The 17271-nt window shown below is 46.4% G+C and carries 14 protein-coding genes; 4 read left to right on the plus strand and 10 right to left on the minus strand.

The features are described 5' to 3' along the window. Positions 1 to 133: 133 nt before the first annotated feature. Positions 134 to 2539, minus strand: a complete 2406-nt coding sequence (locus PAHA3_RS27595; RefSeq protein WP_082763034.1) for an AraC family transcriptional regulator — start codon at positions 2537 to 2539, stop codon at positions 134 to 136. 240 nt (positions 2540 to 2779) lie between these two features. Between PAHA3_RS27595 and PAHA3_RS27600 the strand changes: the two genes are divergently transcribed. From PAHA3_RS27600 to PAHA3_RS27610, 3 genes are all read left to right on the plus strand, one after another. Beyond that, entirely contained in the window at positions 2780 to 4135 is a 1356-nt protein-coding gene (locus tag PAHA3_RS27600) for a dipeptidase (RefSeq protein ID WP_062837846.1), read from the plus strand. A gap of 1089 nt (positions 4136 to 5224) precedes the next feature. After that, positions 5225 to 5800 (plus strand): TetR/AcrR family transcriptional regulator, encoded by a 576-nt coding sequence (locus tag PAHA3_RS27605; protein ID WP_062838046.1) that lies wholly within the window; start codon positions 5225 to 5227, stop codon positions 5798 to 5800. 154 nt (positions 5801 to 5954) lie between these two features. Continuing rightward, the gene (locus PAHA3_RS27610; RefSeq protein ID WP_062837847.1) at positions 5955 to 7541 is read left to right on the plus strand and encodes an oleate hydratase; all 1587 of its coding nucleotides are present in this window, start codon (positions 5955 to 5957) and stop codon (positions 7539 to 7541) included. Between the two features lie 546 nt (positions 7542 to 8087). Here PAHA3_RS27610 and PAHA3_RS27615 read toward each other — a convergent pair. The 4 genes from PAHA3_RS27615 to PAHA3_RS27630 all read right to left on the minus strand — a co-directional run bounded on the left by PAHA3_RS27615 (position 8088) and on the right by PAHA3_RS27630 (position 11436). Continuing rightward, a complete protein-coding gene (locus PAHA3_RS27615) occupies positions 8088 to 8459 on the minus strand; it encodes a hypothetical protein (protein WP_062837848.1) in 372 nt (123 codons plus the stop codon). 164 nt (positions 8460 to 8623) lie between these two features. Next, on the minus strand, positions 8624 to 9844 hold the full coding sequence (gene nagA / locus PAHA3_RS27620; protein WP_062837849.1) for an N-acetylglucosamine-6-phosphate deacetylase: 1221 nt from the start codon (positions 9842 to 9844) through the stop codon (positions 8624 to 8626). Beyond that, complete coding sequence (nagB, locus tag PAHA3_RS27625) at positions 9841 to 10569, minus strand: glucosamine-6-phosphate deaminase (protein ID WP_026081489.1); 729 nt, start codon at positions 10567 to 10569, stop codon at positions 9841 to 9843. Before nagB ends, nagA begins: the two co-directional genes overlap by 4 nt. A gap of 3 nt (positions 10570 to 10572) precedes the next feature. Continuing rightward, the gene (locus tag PAHA3_RS27630) at positions 10573 to 11436 is read right to left on the minus strand and encodes a MurR/RpiR family transcriptional regulator (RefSeq protein ID WP_062837850.1); all 864 of its coding nucleotides are present in this window, start codon (positions 11434 to 11436) and stop codon (positions 10573 to 10575) included. 228 nt (positions 11437 to 11664) lie between these two features. On the opposite strand from PAHA3_RS27630, the gene PAHA3_RS27635 reads away from it, so the two are divergent. Further along, positions 11665 to 12015 carry a hypothetical protein gene (locus PAHA3_RS27635; protein ID WP_062837851.1) on the plus strand — a complete coding sequence of 117 codons (351 nt, stop codon included), beginning with the start codon at positions 11665 to 11667 and terminating at the stop codon, positions 12013 to 12015. A gap of 150 nt (positions 12016 to 12165) precedes the next feature. Here PAHA3_RS27635 and PAHA3_RS27640 read toward each other — a convergent pair whose 3' ends face one another. The 5 genes from PAHA3_RS27640 to PAHA3_RS27665 all read right to left on the minus strand — a co-directional run bounded on the left by PAHA3_RS27640 (position 12166) and on the right by PAHA3_RS27665 (position 17267). Beyond that, positions 12166 to 12705 (minus strand): DUF4303 domain-containing protein, encoded by a 540-nt coding sequence (locus tag PAHA3_RS27640; protein ID WP_062837852.1) that lies wholly within the window; start codon positions 12703 to 12705, stop codon positions 12166 to 12168. A 473-nt stretch (positions 12706 to 13178) separates the two neighbouring features. Continuing rightward, complete coding sequence (locus tag PAHA3_RS27650; protein ID WP_017692532.1) at positions 13179 to 13403, minus strand: helix-turn-helix domain-containing protein; 225 nt, start codon at positions 13401 to 13403, stop codon at positions 13179 to 13181. 246 nt (positions 13404 to 13649) lie between these two features. Continuing rightward, a complete protein-coding gene (locus PAHA3_RS27655; RefSeq protein WP_062837854.1) occupies positions 13650 to 14639 on the minus strand; it encodes a YhcN/YlaJ family sporulation lipoprotein in 990 nt (329 codons plus the stop codon). Positions 14640 to 14862: 223 nt separating this feature from the next. After that, positions 14863 to 15876 (minus strand): DUF4340 domain-containing protein, encoded by a 1014-nt coding sequence (locus tag PAHA3_RS27660; RefSeq protein ID WP_062837855.1) that lies wholly within the window; start codon positions 15874 to 15876, stop codon positions 14863 to 14865. Next, positions 15873 to 17267 carry a GldG family protein gene (locus PAHA3_RS27665; protein ID WP_062837856.1) on the minus strand — a complete coding sequence of 465 codons (1395 nt, stop codon included), beginning with the start codon at positions 17265 to 17267 and terminating at the stop codon, positions 15873 to 15875. Before PAHA3_RS27665 ends, PAHA3_RS27660 begins: the two co-directional genes overlap by 4 nt. Between the last annotated feature and the right edge of the window lie 4 nt (positions 17268 to 17271).

Consider the following 17271-nt stretch of genomic DNA (forward strand, 5'->3'; position numbering starts at 1 on the left):
AAATTGAACATAACGTAGCAGGTAGAATTGCACATTTTTGCGGGTTTATCTTTCTTTGTATCAGGGTAGAAAAAGAAACAACCGACATCCGCTAAAGCCGGATGCCGGTCAGAAATGACAGACGTATGAACGGTTATTGTGCAAACCATTGATCGCGATATTGACTCGGCGTAACTCCCTCCTGTTTCTTGAAGATCCGATTAAAATAACTGTGCTGATATCCCACAGCCGCCGCAACATCATTAATTTTCATCGTTGTCTCCCGTAACAATTGCTTCGCCGCATCCATTCTCACACGTGTCAAATAATCAATAAAATTGATGCCCGATACCTGTTTGAATGCCTTGCTCAGTGCATAGGGTGTCATCTGCTCCTCGTCAGCACAGTTTTCCAGCGAAATGTCGCTGCGGTAATGCGTATCGATATACAACATCGTTCGTTCCACCACCAGCTTCAGCGGTTCCTGCGATCGTACCTCAACCTCTTGTATATAAGGTAAGAACACCTCATTCATCATCCATTGCTTCATCTGTACAGGTTCACGAATTCCGGATAATCGCTCATACATGTTGCTACCACCAAACAGCTTATAAGGTGTGACCCCTGTTTGCAGCATCATGTGCTGAATACTGCCGAGCAATTGCAGCATCATCTGCTGAACTTGGAATTCGGTACTTCCTGCCCGCGTAATCTCACTCATGAATTGCTCCAGCACACGTTCCGCTTCGGCTTGTTTGCCCAGTCTGACCGCCTGTAGCAACTCACGTTCCAACCCGAGCGGATAGGAAGCTGCTTCATTACTGCGGAAACACGCCTCATCCTCCAGATCGAGAATCTGACTTCCTTCCTCCACACTTCGATAAGCCACGGCCTGTTCCATTTCGACGAATCGTCCGGGCAGTTCCTGAAGTGAAGCTGCTGGGCGGCTGATCATCAAAGTCACCTTCAGTTTGAGTGTTCTTCCGATGACCTCCACAAGCTCCTGCCCCCATAACATCGCTTGTGACTTCACAGGTTCGTCCTGAGGAGCAATCACAAGCATGGCTGAAGACAGGTCGTGAAAGTTCATAACACTGATCTGCCTGAAAACATTTTTGGCGACTTCCTGAGTAATATTCACTGCTGCAAAAGTAACCAGTCCCGTGTCCTGGCTTCCAAATCTGCCTTGCAGCTGCTCATATCCTGTAAAATACATCTGCACCAGCAAAAACTGCTGGCCCTCCAGTTCAAAGCCGAGATGACGCATCCGCTGCCGAAGATCCTGCTCGTTATAGGCGTATAGATGCCCCTGCACAAGTTGTAAAACAAAGCTGTCGCGCAGATGAGGAAGCTGCTCCTGCAACTGGCGATGTGCCGTTATACTGCGGGAGGTCAGTTCGTTCCACTGTTGCTCCAGCAACTCAAACTCGTCCAGCTTGGCATCGGTTGGTGTTGTTTCGTTTCGGCCAGGCGTAAGCAGATGCAGCATACGAGCTACAGGCGAATAGATACGGCGTGAAGCAAACCAGGATAACAATAATCCCAGGATGAGACTGCCTATACTCGCAATGACGATGATTTTGGATACCAGCTTGACTGGCGAAGTGACTGATGTCAAAGGCGCAGCGGAAACATAGGTCCAGTCCGAATCAATTCGACTCAATGAGCCGTACGAGACGGAATAGGTCTGATCCTCATATCGGAACAGGAATGAACGGCTGTCCGCATGCAGGGCCACTTCTTCTTTTAGCTGCTGCTCAAAAGCAGAGTTCTCTCCCGCCGTTCCCGGATTACCGGTAACCAGTGTGTTTCCTTCCTGATCCATGAGGAACGTTAGCCCTTCGTCGTATGGAGTAAGCGTTTTCAACAAACTGGCGACTTTTTCGTTATCCAACGTAATAATTAGTGCGCCAAATGGATTAATGCTCTCCCCCGGAATCTTATGTACAAGAACCAGTGCATTGCCTGCATCCGTATGCAGTAGACTGTCGTTGGTCGAAGGTGCGGTATCTCTGTTGATGCTGGAAACCCAGTCTGTCCAGTACACGTGGTTGCCCATGGAGAGGTATCGATCATATGCCTGTATCTTGGCTTCATCTTTCAATTCGGTATAATCCCGATTAAACAAGATCGGCTTCGGCTCCTGCAAATACAGCTGTGCTGACCTGATCAGCGGGTGGGAACCTTGCAATACATATAATGTAGTGACAATCTCCTGCGTTTCATTGAAATAATATACAAAATCCAGCGTCCGCAAAGCATTGCCAAACCTCGGTTCAAAAGCCCAATGGGATAAGTTCATCTCCAGATAAGCCAGCTGATCATCCACATTGCGTGCCCTATTCTCGATCTGGTTCTGATGCATCCGATTGAATTCGGTCTCCATCCGTCCAACCACCTGTTGATACATGACGATACCTGTGATTAGCCCGGGAATGCTGGCAATGAGTAAAATCAGTATGAGACTGTTTCGATAAAATCGTCCTTTATGTCTTCCTGCCTTCAAATCGGATAAACGCTTAAATCTGCCAAATATTCGATCGCTCCTAGTCGGTTCCATCGTTGCTCACCTGCCTGCTTGCATCGGGTCTGACTGTCATGGAAACTTCCTCAACTCCCCTTGTTGGATGAATGAAAAATACATATGAGAATATATGGATGAAATCCTTTTCTTGTATTATACGCACAATCTACAGGTGAATGAAACGATCTGTAACCGATCATTTTTTTAACCAATGTTTTATTAACATGGCAAAATGGATTACAATGAGATAAAGCAAACATGAAGGAGGCCTTTTTAATGAAAGAACAGACTTATTTTGAACAAAATAGAGAAAAACACCTGGCAGAACTGAATGAATGGTTGTCCATTCCGAGTATTTCCGCCATTTCCGAGCATAAAGAGGATGTTAATCGTGCAGCACAATGGGCAGCAGATGCTCTCACACGTGCAGGTATGGAAAACGTAGAGGTCATTCAAACGGCTGGACATCCGATTGTCTATGCAGATCACCTGCATGCACCGGGCAAACCGACAGCTCTGATCTATGGACACTATGATGTTCAACCTGTTGATCCGCTTAATCTGTGGGAGACACCTCCTTTCGAACCTACCGTTCGTGATGGCAAGCTGTTTGCCCGTGGTGCAACAGATGATAAAGGACAGATTTTCCTACATATCAAGGCAGTAGAAGCTATTCTCGCCGAAAACAAAGAACTGCCTGTTAACATCAAGTTCTGCATTGAAGGCGAAGAGGAAATCTCCAGCCCGAACTTGCCCATCTATCTGAATGACAATACGGACAAGCTGCGTGCAGACATGGTACTGATCTCGGATACATCCCTGCTTGAAAAAGGTAAACCGGCGATCTCCACTGGCCTGCGCGGCCTCTGCTCGCTTCACGTAGATCTGAACACAGCCAATACCGACTTGCACTCCGGTTCATTCGGTGGCGGTGTACCTAACGCACTGCATGCACTCGTGTCCCTGCTCGCTTCGCTGCATGATGAGCAAGGTCGTGTGAGTGTAGACGGTTTCTACGACGGCGTTCTGCCACTGTCTCCTGAGATGAGAGAAGAATTTATGAAACAAGGCTTCAATGAAGAACAGCTTCGTCAGGACCTCGGACTGGAGCAATTGTACGGCGAAGAAGGTTACTCGTTCGTGGAACGTGTGGGCGCTCGTCCAACATTGGAACTGAACGGCGTATGGGGTGGTTTCCAGGGCGAAGGTAGCAAAACGGTTATTCCGAAGGAAGCTCACGCCAAAATTACATGCCGCCTTGTTGCGGATCAAGATCCACAGCATGTGTTGGATCGTATCGAAGCACATCTGCGTGCTCACGTTCAACCGGGTGCAACGCTGCATGTGAAACAGATCGAGAAAGCTTTTGCTTTCAATACCGATCCTTCCAATCCAATTCTGCAAAAAGCGGCAGATGCGTATGAGCACGTGTATGGCGTTCGTGCCCTCTTTACCAAAGATGGTGGCTCCATTCCGATTGTTGAGAAACTCTCACGTGTACTCGAAATCCCTGCTGTCATGATGGGATTCGGCTTGCCGGATGAGAATCTGCATGCTCCGAACGAGCACTTCAACCTGGAGAACTTTGATAAAGGGTTGTTGACGATTGTTCAGTTTTTGAAGAGTTTGTAGTCATCGTGTTTAAAACCAGTTCATGAGGGCGTGCTGAGTGGACGTTCCGGGGCCGAATCGTTCTTTTGATCGCTGTTATCCCCGGATTTTTTGAATTCCCCTTCTCAAAGGGTAAAATCCGACGATAAAGGCGAACGCTCCGCTTCTTCAGAATCGATTTCGTCCCCTTCACTACGTTGCAGCTTGTCGCAGACTGATTTTAAGATTGAGCCTAACTATTGATTGGTTAGTGTAATGGGGAGAACAAAGTACGGCCTTCGGGTCGTCTTTTTTTATTTATTTGATTTATTTGTTTCTTTTTTTTGTTTTTTTGGTGAAGTTGTTTCTTGTTTCTTGTTTCTTGTTTCTTTGGTGAAATTGTAATTTTTTTCATGGCTGCTTTTTATGATGGAGACGATGGAGACTTACTTTAAAATGGGTTAGCGTATTAGAGATAACAACATGGTGACCTTACAGGCCGTTTCTTTGAATTTTGTATCGATCATTGCGTACAGTTTGCTTATTATGGCTGCTTCGAAGGAATGGGTCTAACTTGGATGGGTTAGTGTGATAGATTACCTTAACGATGGGTTGCTGAACACTTTTTCGTTTTTTTCGTTTTTTTCGTTTTTTTCGTTTTTTTCTCGATAACTTCGTTATCGTTCTTCCTATGACTGATTTTATAGACGGGGTCTCGGTTTTAATGGTTTAGTGTCATAGAGATAATATACGCGACCTTATCAGCCGTTTTTTTAGATCAAGTACGTCTCCTTCACTAGGTTTCAGGCTTTTACCATGGTTGCTTTATTGTGACTGGTTTTAGACGACGGTTAACTTTTAAGGGATTGTGATAGAGACAACACAAGTGGCCTTTAGGAGTTTGTTTGAAGCGATTGATATTTAGTATTTAGAATGTACCTTATGGAGTATGATGTGGATCGGGTAAAGAAGATGATTGATAGCTACAGGGGTATTTCTGGATGGAAGGGTCTTTCGGGATTCCTGCGTTTTGACTTACTTATACTCGGGACTTCGCTGCGGGGCTTTTGCCATGAGTGTTCACCTGCTGTTGCGCCCAGCAAGCTAATCCAAAATGATGAGGTGACTGTTGTGTCTGCTTCTCACCTAACCAAACATGCGCTGGCTCACTCGCTTAAATCACTTATGGAGCATACTCCACTGAACAAGATTACGGTCAAACATCTGGTGGATCATTGTGGCGTGAATCGGCAAACCTTTTATTATCATTTTCAGGATATTTACGCGCTGCTTGGGTGGATCTATCAGACTGAAGCGGTGGAAAGTCTTACGGAGTACCGAAGCTACAGCACATGGACGGACGGATTTTATAAAATCTTTTGCTACATCGAGAACAACAAAACGTTCTGCTGCAACACACTAAACTCGCTCGGGCGTACCCATCTGGATGTATACCTCTATGAAGTAACCCATGATTTGATTATGGGTGTTATTGATGAGCTGGCCTGTGGGATTAAGGTCCGCGGTGAAGACAAAGAGTTTGTCGCCAACTTCTATACCTTGGCCTTTACTGGGCTGATCATTCAGTGGATGAGGGGCGACATGCAAGAACCGCCAAAACAAATTATTGAGAAGCTCAGTGAGCTAATCGAAGGTAATGTCCTGAGGGCACTGCACAGGTATGAGAATAAGCTGCCATCCACTTAAGGATGCGCGGCTTTTTTACATGTGGCCTAACCCTAGGTTTTAGACACTTTTCCAAAAGTGACCAAAAATTGGACACTCCCGTTCTTTTGATCATACCTTACGGAACCTGCAAGGTTTACATTAAGAATGTGATTACAGTAACTTTTGGAGGCGAATGATCGTGAAGAAAGAACATGGTAATAAACAGGTCTATTTTGTAGGCGGCGGCATTGCATCTTTGGCGGGTGCGGCTTATCTGGTCAGAGATTGTGGCTTTCCTGGAGAACATATTCATATTATCGAAGAAATGTCGATTCTCGGCGGCAGCAATGACGGAGCTGGTAATCCCGATCAAGGATATATCATCCGTGGCGGGCGGATGCTCAATGACGAGGCCTATGAGAATCTGTGGGAGCTGCTGGCTTCCATCCCTTCCATCGACCGTCCGGGCATATCTGTCCGACAGGAAATCACCGAATTTGACGATGCCAATCCCACACATTCCAATGCGCGGCTCATCAACCGTGACGGCAAGGTCGAAGATGTGCTCTCCATGGGTTTTGATATGGCGGACCGGTTGGCGATGGGCAAACTGATTATTACGCCTGAAGACACGCTGGGTAAATTGCGAATCAACGACTGGTTTGGCCCTCATTTTTTCAAAACGAACTTCTGGTATATGTGGGCGACCACCTTCGCTTTCCAACCTTGGCATAGCGCCGTGGAATTTAAAAGATATATGCTCCGCTTTTTTCACGAATTCCCAAGAATTCAGACGCTGGAAGGTGTTACCCGCACACCGTTCAACCAGTATGACTCGATCATCCTGCCACTGCATAACTACCTGGAATCGTTTGGCGTAGATTTCACGCTGAAATGTACCGTCACGGATCTGGACTTCAAAGACGGCGACGGCATTACGGTAAGTCGGATGCATGTTCGACGCAACGGTGCCGAGGAGATTATCGACATCAACGGAGGCGACCTGGTCATTGTCACAAACGGTTCGATGACCGAAGGGGCCGATATTGGCTCGATGACTTCCGCACCGAAACTGAACGGTAAGGGCAGCTCATGGAAACTGTGGGAGAACATTGCCGCCAAGAAACCGATGCTAGGCAACCCTTCTTCTTTTAATGATCATGTGCATGAGTCCAAATGGGAATCGTTTACGGTCACCTTCCAGGATTCGGTCTTCTTCGATCTGATGGAGAAATTCACACGCAACCGGGCAGGCACCGGGGCTCTGGTTACTTTCAAGGATTCCAGCTGGCTCATGTCTGTTGTTCTGGCCTTTCAACCGCACTTCCGCGGTCAGCCGGAGCATGTAAAAGTATTCTGGGGATACGGATTATACCCGGATAACGTGGGCGACTACGTGAAGAAAAGAATGTGCGACTGTACCGGGGAAGAGATTATGCAGGAGTTGATTGGACATCTTCATTTCCAAGAACATCAAGAGGCTATCATGGCTACCGCCAACTGCATTCCTTGCATGATGCCTTACATTACAGCGCAATTCATGCCTAGATTGAACAGCGACAGACCAAAGGTTGTGCCTGAAGGCTCAACCAACCTGGCCTTCATCAGCCAATTCTGCGAAATTCCCGATGACGTGGTATTCACGGAAGAATATTCGGTCCGGGCAGCACGGATCGCCGTCTACACTCTTCTCGGAGAGAACCGTCCTATTGAGACGATCAACAAGTATCAGTATGATGTTCGGACGCTGTTCAGTAGTTTTGTGACTTCGTTTAGATGACTGCTTATATAGAGAATGTGTGTTGTTGAATGAAGAGTCGTTGTATATTGTAAAAAGCAAATAAAGAGAGTTCTGTCAGCGATGACAGGACTCTCTCTTTCGTTTAATCGTTTACTATCTATGCCCGACACATAGCTTTCATAGAGATTGCACAACTGTCGTCTAAAGAACCTCACACACCTTATTACTCGAAATTTCGCAGGTTTGAAAATCTAACGAATCGTAGACATCTTATTTGCGCTGTAGACATGTTTAAGTACCGAAATATCGCTAAATTGCATTAAATAGCGTGTCTGAGATTCGTTACATTTTCTATGACTGCAAAATCATTGAAATAAGGCTTCACAGGTTCGTTAGCGCTATGCGGCCTACGGAGAAGACTACTTATGAGAATGGAATCGTAGTGATATGTTATTCTCAATATCCTAGTTCATTCTTTCTTGAAACTTCACTTATAACTCTTCCTAGTTACTCATGTATACTCTTGTGGTGGTTGTTCTTATTATTCTTAGTGTTACTTTTCATTTTTGCGTTGTTACTCATCACTTATGTGCGGAAAGTCGTAAATTGCAGCATGTGCACAAGCTTGGATAAATGTGCGATCTCCTGCTGGACTCCAGAGGTGTCCGTACCTGCCATTGCCTGATTCGCCCGCAGCGTTCTACGTGTGTTCAGCATACCTTCAATCAATTTCATGACCGTGTTGCGTCCACGATGATCCACAATCATATACTTTTTGCGTGCATCCAGCTCTACCCATACGATGTTGCTGAATGATGTGAACAGATGCCTGCGGTACTGCTCCATATCGGTCTCATTGTAATGCTCGCCATAAAAGGCATAATATCCGTGTATGTGCAACTTCTCCGCCAACACTGTGATGAACGGATCATGTTCGAGCATAGCGTTACGTTCCATGTTTCACGCCTCCGTTATGCGTGATCCGCAGATCCCGTCTTTTTGAGATCTATTTTAACATATTGCGCAAGGTGTTGCCTCTCCACAGATAGAAGCCAAGTTTTAACTCCGAAAACCGATGCATCACAAATGAGAGTTATTAGCACGATACTAATTTTCTAAATCTAATATGACTCACCTATCCGTCTGCCCTTCACCCATACACCCTCAATATCCAGCTCCGCATTCAGCAAAACGATATCTGCCTGTTTTCCTTGGGATAAGGAACCTGTCCGGTAATCAATGCCCAGCAGGCGTGCCGGGGTCAGACTTGCTGCACGTGATGCAGCGTTCAGGCTCAGGCCCACTTCCTGTACCAGGTAACGGAAACCACGAATCATCGTCAGTGTGCTTCCCGCCAATGCGCCGCCGTCCTTCAGTCTGGCCTCGCCATGCTTCACGATTACGGGCAGGTCACCGATCTTGTATTCCCCATCATCCAGTCCCGCAGCAGACATGGCATCTGTGATCAACACAAGTTGATCATCATGTTGCTTCAATTGAGCGAGTATTGATATCGCCGCAGGATGCACGTGAATGCCGTCGGCAATCACCTCGGCACTGATACGCGGATCACTCAGTACAGCTCCGGCAGCTCCGGGTAGCCGGTGGTGCAATGGTGTCATGGCATTGAATGTATGTACCGCATGATGCAGTCCAGCTTCTACTGCCCGCTCCACCTCTTCATAGGTCGCATCTGTATGGCCAAGTGCCGCTGTAATCCGTTGTTCACGCAGCCATGAGATGACTTCCAGCGCGCCTTCACGTTCCGGTGCCAATGTAACTTGACGGACCAGGCCAGGATATTGCTTCTCCCATGCTTCGAGCCAAGAAACATCAGGCAGAATGATGTGTTCTGGATTTTGCGCGCCAGGCCATTTCGGACTAAAAAACGGACCTTCCAGGTGCACACCCTCAAGCTGTGCATATGGCATTTCACTCGAACGATAGCGGTCAACTTCAGCAAGTACGCTGTCCAGGCGCTCTTTTGGAGCGGTCATGGAAGTCGCAAGCATCGCTGTTGTGCCCTGGGTACTATGGAAAGAAGTGATCTTGTCCAACACCTCAGGGCTTGCATCCATAAAGTCTTCTCCGTTCCCACCATGCACATGGATATCAATGAATCCAGGCACAATGAGACCACGTTCCGGTACTGACAGCGGCAAAGCCTCGCTCCGAATCCGTTCAGGAAGACCTTCCGGTATCCCGGCATAGAGGATTTCCCCATCCCTCCAGGCTATTACACCGTCTTCCAATATTTCATCTGCAAGGAGCAGCTTGCCCCGAAGAAGCGAAATATTTTCATCACGCTGGCCGCCGCTAACACGGCTATTCTCCTCGGTCATCTCACCAGCCTCCCAGCTGCACGGTCCAGCAATACCACCACATTTGGATGACATTGCAAAAGCGATGCTGGACAGGCCGTTGTGATTGGCCCCATGAAGGCTTCGCGGATAATCTCGGCTTTTTCCTCTCCACGGGCAATGAGCAGAATCTGTTTGGCTTTTAAAATGGTACCGACACCCATTGTAATCGCCTGAGCCGGAACCTCATCGATGCTGTCGAAGAAACGTGCATTTGCCTTACGCGTCTCGTCTTTCAGATCCACGACATGCGTTCGTCCTGTAAGTTCAGTTCCCGGTTCATTGAAGCCAATATGACCATTATGTCCGATGCCCAGCAGTTGAAGATCTACCGGTCCACGATCGTCCAGCCGCTGTTCATAGGAGTTACATTCCTGTTCCAAATCGGCAGCCTGCCCATCAGGCACATGCGTTCTGGCAAGATCCATATCAATATGATGGAATAATTGTTCATTCATAAAACTGCGGTAGCTTTCACGATGCTCTGTTGGCAGTCCGACATACTCATCCAGATTAAAAGAAGAAGCCTGTGAGAAGCTGACCAGTCCCTTCTGGTACAACGTAATAAGCTGTTTATATATGCCTACAGGAGAACTTCCTGTCGCGAGCCCCAATACAGCCCGTGGCTTGGTCTGCAACAAGCTGGCAATGAGGCCAGCACCTGTGGCGTTCAAATCTTCTTCATTTTCAAAAATGCGGATATTCATCTGTCAGGCACCTCCGTTGTGTTGGACTCGATAAGATTGCACATTATGATAGGATTGTTCCAGTCTAGGGATAAAACGGTCGAAGTCGGCACTGACCATGCCTGTGAACAAAATATCGATCACATGCAGCAGTGCAATACGTGAAGCCATATCTCCACGCCGCATGCCTTCTTCCAAAGAAGAGGTGAACAGTGGGATATCCGATACCGTTGCGAGTGTGTTACTTCCGTAGGAGGTCAATGAAATCGTAGAAGCTCCGGCCTCTTTGGCACAATGCAGGGCATCGATGGTCTCTGGTGTTTCGCCTGAATAGGATACGGCCATCGCTACATCTCCCTCAGCGAGCGAAGATGCGGACGTAATCTGCATGTGTGAGTCTGAAAACGCCGTACAGCTTTTGCCGATCCGCACCAGTTTTTGATAGAAATCCTGCGTCACAATCGACGAGGTTGCCACACCGTACAGATCGATGCGGCGAGCCTGGCACAATAATTGAACGGCATGCTCCAATCTGCCCAAGTCCAGTAAACGAGTGGTATCTGCAATAGATGCAAGGTGGTTGGCTTCGATAGCTTCAACAATTTTGGAGAGCGGGTTGCCAGCGACGATATCCTGATATGCCGTATCATCCGAAGCGTGTGATAACTCTGCGGCGAGCTTCATTTTGAAATCGGGAAAACCTTTGAAATGAAACGACTTGCAAAAGCGGGTCACCGTCGCCGCACTCGTTCCACTCTGCTCTGCCAGATGACTAATCGTCCAGCCGGGAATGTCCGATGGAGATTGCATAATGACTTCGGCAATACGTCGCTCCTGAGACGGAAGGTTATTCAGTTCTTGCTGCAACGCACGTAATATGGCTGCCATGAGGACCTCACTTTATGAAAATTATTTTTATTTATTTTTAATTAAATAAGAAAATCATTTTTATAATTTCATTTTAATCAAGACGATCCTGCAAATCAAGAGGAATTTCACACGACTTTCGCATTCATGCTGAACGTGGGGTAGACCCTCATCTCCTTGCTCCAAATAGGGGATATCCTTTATATTGAGAATCGAGATATGATCGTATTAAAAGAGGGAGCAATTCTAATGAATCGAAGACAACGGGAAAAGCTCATTCCTTCCATCTGGATTATTGCTACTAAACAAACAGAAGGACACGCCTATTATGCCCTCTATGCTATCGACTGGAAACGCGGAGGTCGGTTGAGTTGGGAAGGCTGGAATTGCTTTGAAGACCTGCTACAATTTCATATTCCGATTAAACGAAAAGCCGGAGGGCGGAAATCCGCTTCCCAGCCTGCCGCCAAAATAGCGAAAAGAGCACTCCATCTTCAACTGAATGATGCACAATTCGAGGAATTGGGGCAGCTCTTTTATCAGCCATTTTCGAAGAAAAGATGGAGGATGTTCATACAACTGAATAGGAATAGTAAATGAAATGAATTCGATTATTTCATTTTTTCACGCTAAAAAAAAAGCCTCTTCCCTTCTTTGGATAAAGAATAGGAAAGACTTTCGCGGTACAACGATTCAATTCATTTTGATTCAGTTCCATTCGAAGAAAGTTTCAACTCAAGTTAACTCGGTCTAATTCATGCCATCATATCGTTTTAAGAATTTGCTGGCTAAGCCGGGTGCAGTCATTTGATGAACCGATTGATTTTCAATCTCCTCCGCCAGATCATCATCTGTGAGAGAAACGAAGAACGTAATGTCTGCTTTGGTTTGTCCATATCGGGCGAAAACGTCATCTGCTGTCTCATTCACCACTTTGGCGATGATTTGAATGATCTCATCCTTATACTTCTGGACATCTTCTGTTGCGTACAACAATCGGCTGATATGGTTAAAATGCGTCTCGTCGCCATATTGATATTCGGAGCAGCCCCATCTGTAATAGATCTCGTCCTCCTCACTATCACATAGCCCTTGCTCTTTCATACTCAAAATATGCCCAGCAAGTGATTCCTCTGTATTTACCGCCAAAAACAGGGTAACCCAGTCACTGTCCGTTCCAAAAGCACAAGCATATACTTTTTCATGCTGCACCTTAGCCAGCGTTTGTTCCAGATCGGGTAGAAACCCCGCTCGAAATTGGTCTTCGAATTCATTTAAGAAACGGTTCATTCAAGTTCATCCTTTCATGTTTTATATAAGTTGAAATACCGAATCGTTACACTTGACACTTCGCTGACATAATAACCTTCCGATCACTGTTATCCCCAGATTTTTTTAATCATTTTTTTATAAAGGTGAAACTCTGGGGATAAAGGCGAACGCTCCGCTTCTTCAGGTCATTTCTGTCCCCTACGTTCTAATGTAACTGTGTATTCTAACTGATGGAGTTGTGTTTTAAGAAACCCTATCGTCCGTTCAAACCATTGTTTCAATTCTACTGCCTTATCTTCATATATGTAATCATTATGGTCTACTAAAATAATGAAAACAAGCGATGCGATGCTACGTTTCGGATCTTCCCTCAATTTTTAGCCTCCCTCATCTCATGGTCCATAACAGCAAAAAAGCCTTGCCCCATTCTTCATGACAAAGAATAGAGAAAGGCTTTCATGCTGCTACTTAATCCTAACTGTAATTCGCAACTAAATCTTCAGTTCTCCAAGCTTAATCAGCTCGACAACTGCCTGCGAACGACCCTTAACATTGAGTTTCTGCATCACATTCGAAATATGGTTACGCACCGTTTTCTCGCTGATGAATAACTGCCCTGCGATGTCACGCGTTGTTTTGTCTTGAACCAGTAATTCGAATACTTCGCGTTCACGGTGGGTCAACAAAAATTTGCTTTTATGATCGATACCCTTCAATGTTCACCCCTCCTTGCTCGGGTTGTGTTGGTGTAACAAGGTTAAGGGGATACAGTCAACTCATCTTATGTCAGGTCAAGGGCGTTGGTTCAGTTTTATAAGAAAAATGGGCAGTAAACCTGTGATTCATTGTCCCAAAGAGAACGTGTGCAGTTGTCTATATATTTGAGATTATGTAAAGCAAACATGCCCCTGCAGCTGATGTTGTCATCCGCGCAAAGGCACACTTGTTCATGTCTTGAAAAACTACCGATTCATTCGGTTCATGACACCACCGTTATGATTACGGTTCATCAGGCCATCGTCAAGGATGCCATCACGGTGATTGGTATCTGTTCCGTTCGTCGGGAAAATGCGCTCTACCATCGATTGGAACGTATCGATCATGCCGCTGACCGGCTTACCGTTACGAATATCTGTGGCATAATTCTCGACATGCTCCACAAAATCCGGATTAGCTGATACATATACATTCTCGATGTTCGGTGCAAACTGCTTGATTTTGGCTGAAATCTTACCCTTAATCTCAGCTGATGTGTTATCGTCCGAGCTATCTACACGTTGTCCTTCACTTTTCATACCATAATGCCCATCTGCCGTCCCACGTGCTTTGCCACTGTTCGTCAGACCACGCATCATGCCAACCGCGCCTGTGCCCATCGTGCCATAGATGCCACGATCATTGCCCATGTGACTGCGATCCGTTGCTGAATTCGTGTTCAGTCCTGGCGCAATTCCGCTGGTGCTGTACGGAGACATGGTGCCCGTTCCACCATTTACACGCATACCACCCATATCGTGATTCATGTTGCCCCCACGCATGGTATCACTGGCATGATTGCGCATCGTTCCACCCAACATGCTCGTACGACCATTGGACTTGCTATCCAGCTTGCCTGAATGACCATCTGCCAAACGAACCGCGACATAAGCATTACGATCCGTTAACATGACACGGGCGGATTTAACTTCTTTCATCTCCGTGATGCGTTTTGCCAGCTCTTCACTGGATTTCAGGTCAGTGACATTATGCATACGATAACTTTTCGCACGAATGCCGTCCATGCCATTTGTTTCCACACCATAACGGTTAATGCCGTTGGCTTGCTGACGAACACTTTGCGTATGCATATTGTTGGTATCCCGATTCGTGCCACAACCTGTCAAACCGGCCATTACAAAGATTGCAGTAGATAATGATAACGTAATAGCTGTTGCCTTTTTGACTGCTGGCATGTACTCATCCTCCAATGTTTGTTGGTTTTGGTCACAAAGATAGGATGCGCTTCTGTACGTACCGATATGCTGAAAGGATATGGTACCTTAACCTGTAGTTTTTGATCTTTTGGTTGTGGACCTTGCTAATAAATAAAAAGACAGCGCTGCTTGTTCGCAGCACTGCCTCCATGTAACTTGAATTCACTTCAAGTTAGTTATAATCACTTATCCTTTAACTCGCTCATTTTCCATCTGATGAGGAAGTCGTTGACTTATTTGCCGAACTCGATGACTCTTCCGAAGAAGTTGTTGAAACCTTGATCGTATCCGGGAATTTCTCGGCTTCCGTCAGACTCGTCGCATCCATGGCATAGGCCCACTGACCATCCGGCGTAATGACCCAAATCTGATCCGGTTCGGATGGTACGGTAAGTCCCCGATACACATCACGAACTTGTTGCCCATTTACCGTCTGTTCAACAGACAGGGTGAATCGGGGGACCGTATCCTTCAGCTCGGACGCTTTGCGCACATCATCTGCTGTCGACAGGTTTTTGATTTTGCCAATGAGCGAAACGGCATCTGTGGCTTCAATTGTTTTTCCATTCAATGTCCAGGCCTGCTCTGCCGCACCGTTCTCCGATGTTGATTTTAACATCCAAGTAGCTGCTTCACCTTCCCAATCCAGAGACACTACATTCGACTCATCCATGTTGAAAGGGGTTGTGTCCAACAAATCACGACGGGTCAAAGCCATGTTGGTAATCGCCTCTGTCTGCACGGCAACCACAGGGCCCGAATCAACACGCACATAACGTGCATCATCTGCTGGAAGCTGGCCACCAATAGCCAGTTTAACCTCCCGATTATCGTTGAGTTTGATATCCATACGTGTAGCATCTGTACCTAATCCGTACTTATCCAGATCCGTCGGTGCTTCTTCCACCACCAGTTCCTGATTCGCACCACTCAGAGCATCCAGCCAGCCGCTTACACTGTAACCGTTGAGAGGATAGGCTTTCGGTTCAATCATCTGCCAGACGCCATTCTCAAGTGTCAAAGTTGAAGATGCTGCTGCACCAGATGTCTCCTCCGTTATGTCATGTATCGTGATGGATTGAATATCCCCAGACTGAATACCAAGTAACTTGGCTTGTACCGCTTCTTCTTCCCGAAAATAATTTTGACTGGCCGCGTACACCCAGCCCACAATCAGTACGATAACCACCAGAATCGTTGGGATCCATTTTCTCATACCCGTCTGCGCCTCCACCATAAGAGTACACCGAGTATAACAAAGATGAGCGGGAACGCCACAATCGCCACAAAGAAGATCGTTCTAGCCTGTTCACCGTTCAGGTATGCCATCTCATAACCGGCTTGAACCCGTGGACGAATCGTTAATCCATCTTCTTTTTCACTCAAATAGTTCACTGTATTCAAAATAAAGTCCCGATTGCCACCATTCGCAATTTCCGAATCCTGCATGAAAATGGACGAGCCCAGAATAACTGCCTTCGGTTTACCATCCGTTGTATCGGCTGCATACCCCAATTCCACTGGACCCTGAATGTCCTCTTCAGCATCATTGGTCGTTTCATTTTGCAATAAACCGCCGATATTCGTCTCCCCATAACTGTCATCCGAAGAATGAATTAACGGGGAAAGGGTATATTTATCCTGTTCTTTGCTGGTCAGCGCAATCGACAGCGACAACATCGGATACAATTGGCTCGCAGCAAGTTTGTCCGTAATAGCATGTGTACCATACTCAGGCACGACCCAGAGTGGCCCCATCGTACTGGCTTGCTGGTTATCCACCATGACCGCATGCTCATCTACGACGCCATAGTCAGCCATCAGGGCATCGATGTTTTTCCAACTGGATTTCATATCTTCTACAAATCCGAGGGATAGTAACAGCTTGCCTCCATTACTCAGATACGTGCGAATGGCTTTCATTTCCGTATCACTGAGATCACGTTGTGGACCAATAATGGCCAGCACATCTGCATCTTCCGGAACCTTACCAGCTTGATTCAGCTGCAACTCTTCCGTCTGCACATTATTTTGTTCCAAGGAGGATTGCAGCGTAGTCATCTGAGCGAGACTCAGCTCTTCATGTCCAGTCAAAAACACCATTTTGTGCATCTCCGTGGATGACATATTCATGAGCGCCTGCGTAAGTTTTTCCTCACCTGTGAATTGATATGATCCGTCACTTCCGTCACCTGTCGCGGTGAACAAACTGGCGATATCAATCACTTTATGTTGATCTCCCTGCTCCAGCACAATGGAGCTACCTGTTATGCCGTATTTGGATGCAAGCGCAGGTTCCTGCGTCAGATTATATTGTTTTATTTTCAACTTGCTGTTACGTTTCGTGTATTCCTCGACCATATCCGTGACCTCACGGTTCAGGACGGTGTTGTTGGCATTTTCGACCGTTAACACCAGAATGTTGACGTCATCCTTCACATTTTTGATCGCAGTAAGAGACTGGTCAGATAACGTGTATTGTTTGTTCGAGGTCAGATCCAGCTGGAAGCCGCCAAGTGAATTCAGGAACAGTGTTAGCAAAATAAAGATGCCAATCACCGCTACAGACAGCACGGTACTGTTGGTATGACTTAACCATTTTTTCATCTTC

The organism is Paenibacillus amylolyticus, from assembly GCF_001570725.1.
Taxonomy (GTDB): domain Bacteria; phylum Bacillota; class Bacilli; order Paenibacillales; family Paenibacillaceae; genus Paenibacillus; species Paenibacillus amylolyticus_A.

Excerpts from the sequence above, each read along its gene's own strand:
- PAHA3_RS27655 (WP_062837854.1), bottom strand. The coding sequence starts at position 14,639 with ATGCCAGCAGTCAAAAAGGCAACAGCTATTACGTTATCATTATCTACT.
- PAHA3_RS27610 (WP_062837847.1), top strand. The coding sequence starts at position 5,955 with ATGATCGTGAAGAAAGAACATGGTAATAAACAGGTCTATTTTGTAGGC.
- PAHA3_RS27665 (WP_062837856.1), bottom strand. The coding sequence starts at position 17,267 with ATGAAAAAATGGTTAAGTCATACCAACAGTACCGTGCTGTCTGTAGCG.
- nagA (WP_062837849.1), bottom strand. The coding sequence starts at position 9,844 with ATGACCGAGGAGAATAGCCGTGTTAGCGGCGGCCAGCGTGATGAAAAT.
- nagB (WP_026081489.1), bottom strand. The coding sequence starts at position 10,569 with ATGAATATCCGCATTTTTGAAAATGAAGAAGATTTGAACGCCACAGGT.
- PAHA3_RS27630 (WP_062837850.1), bottom strand. The coding sequence starts at position 11,436 with ATGGCAGCCATATTACGTGCGTTGCAGCAAGAACTGAATAACCTTCCG.
- PAHA3_RS27635 (WP_062837851.1), top strand. The coding sequence starts at position 11,665 with ATGAATCGAAGACAACGGGAAAAGCTCATTCCTTCCATCTGGATTATT.
- PAHA3_RS27615 (WP_062837848.1), bottom strand. The coding sequence starts at position 8,459 with ATGGAACGTAACGCTATGCTCGAACATGATCCGTTCATCACAGTGTTG.
- PAHA3_RS27600 (WP_062837846.1), top strand. The coding sequence starts at position 2,780 with ATGAAAGAACAGACTTATTTTGAACAAAATAGAGAAAAACACCTGGCA.
- PAHA3_RS27595 (WP_082763034.1), bottom strand. The coding sequence starts at position 2,539 with ATGGAACCGACTAGGAGCGATCGAATATTTGGCAGATTTAAGCGTTTA.
- PAHA3_RS27660 (WP_062837855.1), bottom strand. The coding sequence starts at position 15,876 with ATGAGAAAATGGATCCCAACGATTCTGGTGGTTATCGTACTGATTGTG.
- PAHA3_RS27640 (WP_062837852.1), bottom strand. The coding sequence starts at position 12,705 with ATGAACCGTTTCTTAAATGAATTCGAAGACCAATTTCGAGCGGGGTTT.